This window comes from Nocardiopsis coralliicola (genome assembly GCF_054779695.1).
In genome coordinates this window covers 496,782-502,835 of the sequence record NZ_BAAGXT010000001.1, presented here as the reverse complement: position 1 = coordinate 502,835, position 6,054 = coordinate 496,782, and the positions used below count along the sequence as shown (strand labels likewise).

Below are 6,054 nucleotides of genomic sequence, written 5' to 3'. Positions count from 1 at the left end.
CTGCGGCTGGCGGCGGCGCGCCGGCGCGCGCAGGAGCGCAGGGCGTCCCGGGCCCGCGGCCAGAACGGCGGCCATGGCAACACCGGCGGCCCGCTGGACCCGCCACCGCGGATCCGGTGACCGGCGGAATCCGCCGGCGCGCCGCGAGCGCGGCATGGGCGCCCCTCCGCGCCGGCCTCCGCGGACGGCGGGCGGAGGCGGCGCCGGGCCGGGGCGTTCTAGTGGACGGCTTCTTCGCTGCGCGACGGGTGCCACCCGCGGAATGCGCCCGAGATCGTTGAACGGAGAACCAGCTGCGGACCCGGAGGCGAGGGTGTTCCCGCGTGGTCGCGCCGGCGGATCGAGGCGGTGATCGGGACACTGAAGAACCACCTCGGGCTGGAGCGCCATGGCACCGGCACCGCAGCGGGGCTGCGGGCCGGGCTGTGCCGGCGCACCCTGGCGCTGAACGCGGCCGATCCGGCACAACCGGCCGGGCTCCGGGGGACGCTGTCGCCGACCGCTGACGGCCACTGTCGACGGCGCACATTCCCATCAACGCCTTAGGCGGGCTCCGGCGGCGCGGGGGCGGCCAGCGCATCGAGGAACTCCGCGATCTCCTTGCGGACCTCGTCGGCGACGTACCAGCCGGCCGGGCACTCGGCGAGCGCCCGCTGGGCGGTGCGGTAGGCCGCCGCCTCGTCTCCGCTGCGCAGCTCGATCTCGGCCAGGCCGAGGCGGGCGCTGGCGGTGTTGTCGCGGTCGCCGGCGCGCTGGGCGCCGGCGAGCGCAGCCTCGAAGTCCGCCCGGGCTGCGGCGGTGTCGTCCAGCTCGAGGTAGAGGGAGCCGCGGGCGCGGAGCAGGTCGGGCAGGTCGACGCTGGCCTGCAGATACCGGGCGTGGCGCAGGGCCTCGTCCAGTGCCGCCACGCCGTCGGCCGGCCGTCCGGCGCGGGCGAGCTCTTCACCGAGTGCGGAGCAGGAGATGGCCATCCCCCAGCGGTCGCCCAGCTGGGTGAACCCGGCGACGGCTTCCCGCAGGATCGGCTCGGCCCGCTGCGGCCGGCCGAGCCAGCGGCTGATCGTGCCCGAGCCGATCAGGACCAGCGCGTACATCCACTGCCCGTACCGCGCTCCCACCTCCTCGGCCAGGTGCACCTGCTCGTCCAGTGTGTCGTTCGGCGGGCCGCTGAGCAGGGCGACCAGGTAGTAGACGAACGGGTACCGCGGCACCGCATCCGTGGCGGCGATCCGCGCCCAGGAGGTGTTCCGGCGGAAGAGGTCGGCGGTGGACACCGTCTGGTCGCCGGCGAAGGCCGCGAGGGCCAGGCAGGCCGTCCACTCCTCATCGAGGCCGGGCGGTTCGGCGCCGGCTGCGTCGCGGGCTTCGCCGGCCAGTACCGCCGCCTCCGCCCGCATTCCGCGCAGCCACCAGTACATGCTCAGGCAGGCCACCATGCCCAGCGCGGTCGCGTCGTCACCCGCGGCGGCAGATCGGCGCACGGCGGCGTGCAGGTTGTCGCGCTCGGCGTCCAGCACCGCCAGCCACTCCAGCTGCTCGGCGCTGCGCAGCCGCGGTTCGGCCGCGCTGGCGAGCTCCCGGTAGTGGGCGGCGTGCGCGGCGCGCATCCGCTGCTCTTCGCCGGATGCGGCGAGGTGCTCGGCGCAGAAGGCGTGCACGGTGTCGAGCATCCGGTAGCGGCCGCCGCTGAACTCGACCAGCGACTTGTCCACCAGGCCGCCCAGCGCGGCCAGGGCGTCGGCGCCGCACACCGCTTCGATGGCCGGCGCGTCGGCGCCGGCGGAGAACACCGACAGCCGCCTTCCGAGCCGCTGCTCCTCCGGTCCGAGCAGGTCCCAGCTCCATTCGACCACCGCGCGCAGCGTCTGGTGCCGGGGCTGGGCCGCCCGGCTGCCGCGGGACAGCAGCCGGAAGCGGTCGTCGAGGCGGGCGGCGATCTCCGCGGCCGGCAGGGTGCCCAGCCGGGCGGCGGCCAGCTCGATCCCCAGCGGCAGCCCGTCGAGCCGGCGGCAGATGCGCACCGCCTCGGCGGCGGTGCGGCGGGTCACGGCGAACCCCGGGTCGGCGTCGCGGCCGCGCTCGGCGAACAGCCGGACCGCGGCCGACTCCAGGGCCGTGTCCGGATCGGCGCCGGCGTCTTCCGGCGGGAGCGGCAGGCCGCCGAGCCGGTGCAGCGCCTCACCGGTCATGCCCAGGGGCTCCCGGGAGGTGGCGAGGATGCGCAGCTCCGGCGCAGCGCCGAGCAGGCGCCCGGCCAGCTCGGCAACGGCTCCGACCACGTGCTCGCAGTTGTCCAGGACGAGGAGGAGGCTGCGGCCGGCGAGCGCGTTCTCCAGCCGCTCGACCGGGGGCGGCGCACCGGACGCGGTCCGCCGCAGACCCGACTCCCGCAGCTCCAGCGTGGCGAGGACGAGGGGCGCGATGTCGGCGGGTTCGGTGAGGCGGGAGAGGTCGGCGAAGCCCGCGTCCCCGGGGTATCCGGCCGCGACCCGGGCGGCCAGCCGGGTCTTGCCCGCCCCGCCCGGCCCGGCGACGGTGACCAGGCGGCGCTCGCCGAGGAGCGCGGCGACCCGGCGGACATCGCCTTCGCGCCCCACAAAGGTCGTGAACTGGTGGCGCAGCCCCCACCGCTCCGGCGCCGGGGGCGCGGGAGCGGCGCTGCCGCGGAGCACAGCGAGGTGCGCCTCGGCCAGCTCCGGGGACGGATCCGCGCCGAGCTCGGCGGCGAGCGCGCCGCGGATGGCAGCGAAGGCGTCCAGCGCTTCGGCCTGCTGCCCGGCGCCGCCCAGGGCGCGGATGAGCAGCGCCCACGCCCGCTCGCGGAGCGGGTGGGCGTCGGCGTGCTCGCGCAGGTCCGCCACTGCCTCACCGGCCCGCCCCAGCGCGATGCGCGCCTCGCCGAGGTCCTCCGCCGCCGCTGCGCGCTGGGCCTCCAGCCGCGCTGCCTGCGGCGCCGCGAAGGGCAGTCCGGCGACGTCGGCGAGCGCCTGGCCGCGCCACTCGCCGAGCGCCTCTTCGAGTAGCCGGGCGGCGCTGCGGTGGTCCCCCGCCCGCGCGGCGGTGCGCGCCTGCGCAGTGAGCCGGGTGAAGCGGTGCACGTCCACGTCGCCGGGGTCGACGGCGATGCGGTAGCCGCCGGGGTGGAACTCCACCAGCGGAGCACCGTCCGGCCGGGGCGGCAGCATGCGGCGCAGCCGCGACACCTGCGACTGCAGCGCGTTGGCGGCGTTGCGGGGCGGGTCCGCCCCGTACACGCCGTCGATCAGGGTGCCGGTGGGAACGGTCCGCCCGGCCTCCAGCAGCAGCAGGGTGAGCAGCGCCCGCAGCCGCTGCCCCCCGACCGGGGCCTCGGCTGCCTCGCCCGCCTGCAGCGGCCCCAGGACCCCGAATCGCATACCCCCATTCTTGCCGAAAAGAGGCGGGCGCCGGTAGCGGAGCCCGGGTGCGCGTCAGCCGAGCACGCCGGTGCGGCGCATGCGGAGGCAGTACGCCCAGAAGGCGGCGGTGACCGCCGCAATCCCGATGTCCCAGGAGTTGGTGAAGGCGCCCAGCGCCGCCCACCGGTCCAGCACCGCGAAGGAGACCGCCATCAGGGCGATCTGGGCGGCGGCCGCGGCCAGGGCGGCCGCCGGCGCGTACCGCGAGCGCAGCAGCAACAGCACCGGGGCGGCGAGCCCGGCGGCGATGTTCAGCGTCCACACGGCGCGCAGCGCGACCGGATACCCGCTGAAGTAGGCCGCCGCCTCCGGCCCCCACCCCTGGCTGGCGACGTAGGCCGGATCGGGCCCGAGCAGGTAGGCGTAGTCGCGCGCGCCCATCGCGTACAGCAGCAGCATGGCCGCGCCCGCCGCCCAGAGGTGCCACGGAGTGCGCCCCCGGCCCGCGCCCCGGCGCAGAGTCCCTCCGCCCATTCCGGCCCCGCTCCTCCCGCTGCGCACCGCCGGGCCGGCACCGTCCGCCTCGGCCCCTGCGCCGTATCCTGCCAGTCCGCCGGGGCCGTCCGCCGCCTCAGACGCGGTCGCGGGGGATGTCGGAGGTGTGGGTCGTTGCGGCCACCCGCTCGGTCCCCTCATAGGCGTCGAGCGTGGCGTGCAGGTGGAAGTAGCCGGGGCTCGAAGTCAGGACAGTGCGGGTGACAGTCCGGACCGACCAGTCGTCCCTGCTGAATCCGATGGTCCACACGGTCTCTCCGCGCACGGAGCCGTAGTCGTCCTCCACCCAGCTGTAGGTCTCCACTGCACGCCGGGCCACGTCGAGCCCGATCTCCTCGAAGTGCACCGTGCCCAGGTCTTTGACCACGTTGAGCGAGGAGTGGTACTGGACCAGGTCGCGGGCGATGTCCCAGCGCTCCTCGCCCGGGAGGACCTGGCGGGTGCGGATCGGCGCGGTGCCCTCGGGCTCGCCGAAAGCGGCCGGTTCCGGCCCCGAGGCCGCGCCGTCGGGGCGGGTGGGCAGCAGCAGGCGGGTGGCGGATCCGGGGTAGACGGCCAGCATCACGGGCTCGGGCGAGGGCCATGCCAGCGGCCAGTAGGACGTGGAGATCGCCACCCGGATCCGGTGGCCGGGAGGGAACGCCTGCGCGATGCCGTTGAGCGGCACCGATACGCGGTACCTCCGCCCCGGTTCGAGCGCCGCGGGTTCCGCGTGGCTGTCGCGGTGGGTCAGGTTCAGCAGGCCGTAGGTGACGCGGGTGGCCTGCCCGTCCGGGGCGACGTCAGACAGGCGAACGGCGACCATGGCCTCCGGCCGGTCCACGGACAGCTCCAGTTCGACGACCGGGGCCCCGAGGATCTCCAGCCGCTCGCTGAGCGGCCCGCTGTCGAACACCATCGACCCGCCGTCCTCCTCGCGTTGGTCGTAGGGCAGATCGGGCGGTGCGTTGTAGGAGCACCACTTGCCGGCGAACTTGCCGGTGGACAGCGGTGAGGACAGGGTCGACGGCCGGCCGCCGGAAACCTCGCCCTCCTCCAGGATCCGCCCGCCCCCGAGCGGGCAGACCTTCGGCACCACGCTGGGCGAGGGCCAGGAGTCCTCCCCCACCCAGCGGCCCGGGCGGTCCTCGTAGTGGGTCGAGGGCTCCACGCTGTCCTGCATCCAGGCCCGCAGCATGGGCGCGTCCATGACGTCGTTGCCGGCGCCCTTGAGCCACCGGTCCCACCAGCGCACCAGTTCCTGGAGGAAGCCGATGGCGGGCCCGGGCTTGCCCAGGTGGGGGTACTTGTGCGACCACGGGCCCAGCAGGCCCAGCCGCGGGACGTCGAGCCCGGCGAGCAGCCGGAAGACCGAGTTGGAGTAGCCGTCGGCCCAGCCACTCACCGCCAGCACCGGCACCTGGATCGCACCGAGGTCCTCCACCACGGAACCGTGCCGCCAGTAGGCGTCCCGGCGCTGGTGGCGCAGCCACGTGTCGAGCCACAGGCCGCTGTTCTCCAGCCGTTCGCGCCACATCGCGCGCCAGGCCTCCCCCACCACGGCCGGGTCCGGCGGGCAGGAGTTGTAGGCGAACATGGTCGAAGCCCAGGACAGGTTGTCGCCGAGCAGGCACCCTCCCATGTAGTGCACGTCGTCGGAGTAGCGGTCGTCGGTGGAGGAGGCGGTGACGATCGCGCGCAGGCTCTCGGGGCGCCGCGCGGCGACCTGGAGCGCGTTGAAGCCGCCCCAGGAGATCCCCATCATTCCGGTCCGCCCGTCGCACCAATGCTGGGCCGCGATCCACGCGAGCACCTCTTCCGCGTCGGCGAGCTCCTGCTCCAGGTACTCGTCGCGCAGCACGCCCTCGGAGTCACCGCTGCCGCGCAGGTCGACGCGGACACACGCGTAGCCGTGGCCCGCCATGTAGGGGTGGTGGATCGAATCCCGCTGCGCCGTCAGGTCGCGCCGCCGGTAGGGGATGAACTCGAGGACTGCGGGGACCGGCAGGGCTGCGCGATCGGCGGGGCGCCAGATGCGGGCGGCGAGCCGGGTCCCGTCGCTGAGCGGGATCGGAACGTACTCGTCCTCGCGGACCTCGTGCGGAAGCTGCTCAACGGTGCGCATACTGGCCGGCCTCCTGTC

General features: G+C 75.4%; 3 protein-coding genes and 1 pseudogene. 1 reads left to right on the top strand and 3 read right to left on the bottom strand.

What is annotated here, in order from left to right:
* Positions 1–318: 318 nt before the first annotated feature.
* A pseudogene (locus ACYVGT_RS02090) lies at positions 319–546 on the top strand (hypothetical protein); the annotation flags it as partial.
* Here ACYVGT_RS02090 and ACYVGT_RS02085 read toward each other — a convergent pair.
* From ACYVGT_RS02085 to ACYVGT_RS02075, 3 genes are all read right to left on the bottom strand, one after another.
* Entirely contained in the window at positions 543–3,395 is a 2,853-nt protein-coding gene (locus tag ACYVGT_RS02085; RefSeq protein ID WP_460854617.1) for a BTAD domain-containing putative transcriptional regulator, read from the bottom strand. The pseudogene ACYVGT_RS02090 and the gene ACYVGT_RS02085 overlap by 4 nt on opposite strands.
* A gap of 54 nt (positions 3,396–3,449) precedes the next feature.
* The gene (locus ACYVGT_RS02080) at positions 3,450–3,911 is read right to left on the bottom strand and encodes a hypothetical protein (protein ID WP_460854616.1); all 462 of its coding nucleotides are present in this window, start codon (positions 3,909–3,911) and stop codon (positions 3,450–3,452) included.
* A 97-nt stretch (positions 3,912–4,008) separates the two neighbouring features.
* Complete coding sequence (locus tag ACYVGT_RS02075) at positions 4,009–6,036, bottom strand: CocE/NonD family hydrolase (protein WP_460854615.1); 2,028 nt, start codon at positions 6,034–6,036, stop codon at positions 4,009–4,011.
* Positions 6,037–6,054 lie beyond the last annotated feature (18 nt).

Coding starts and splice junctions, on each gene's coding strand:
- ACYVGT_RS02085 (WP_460854617.1), bottom strand. CDS start 3,395: ATGCGATTCGGGGTCCTGGGGCCGCTGCAGGCGGGCGAGGCAGCCGAG.
- ACYVGT_RS02080 (WP_460854616.1), bottom strand. CDS start 3,911: ATGGGCGGAGGGACTCTGCGCCGGGGCGCGGGCCGGGGGCGCACTCCG.
- ACYVGT_RS02075 (WP_460854615.1), bottom strand. CDS start 6,036: ATGCGCACCGTTGAGCAGCTTCCGCACGAGGTCCGCGAGGACGAGTAC.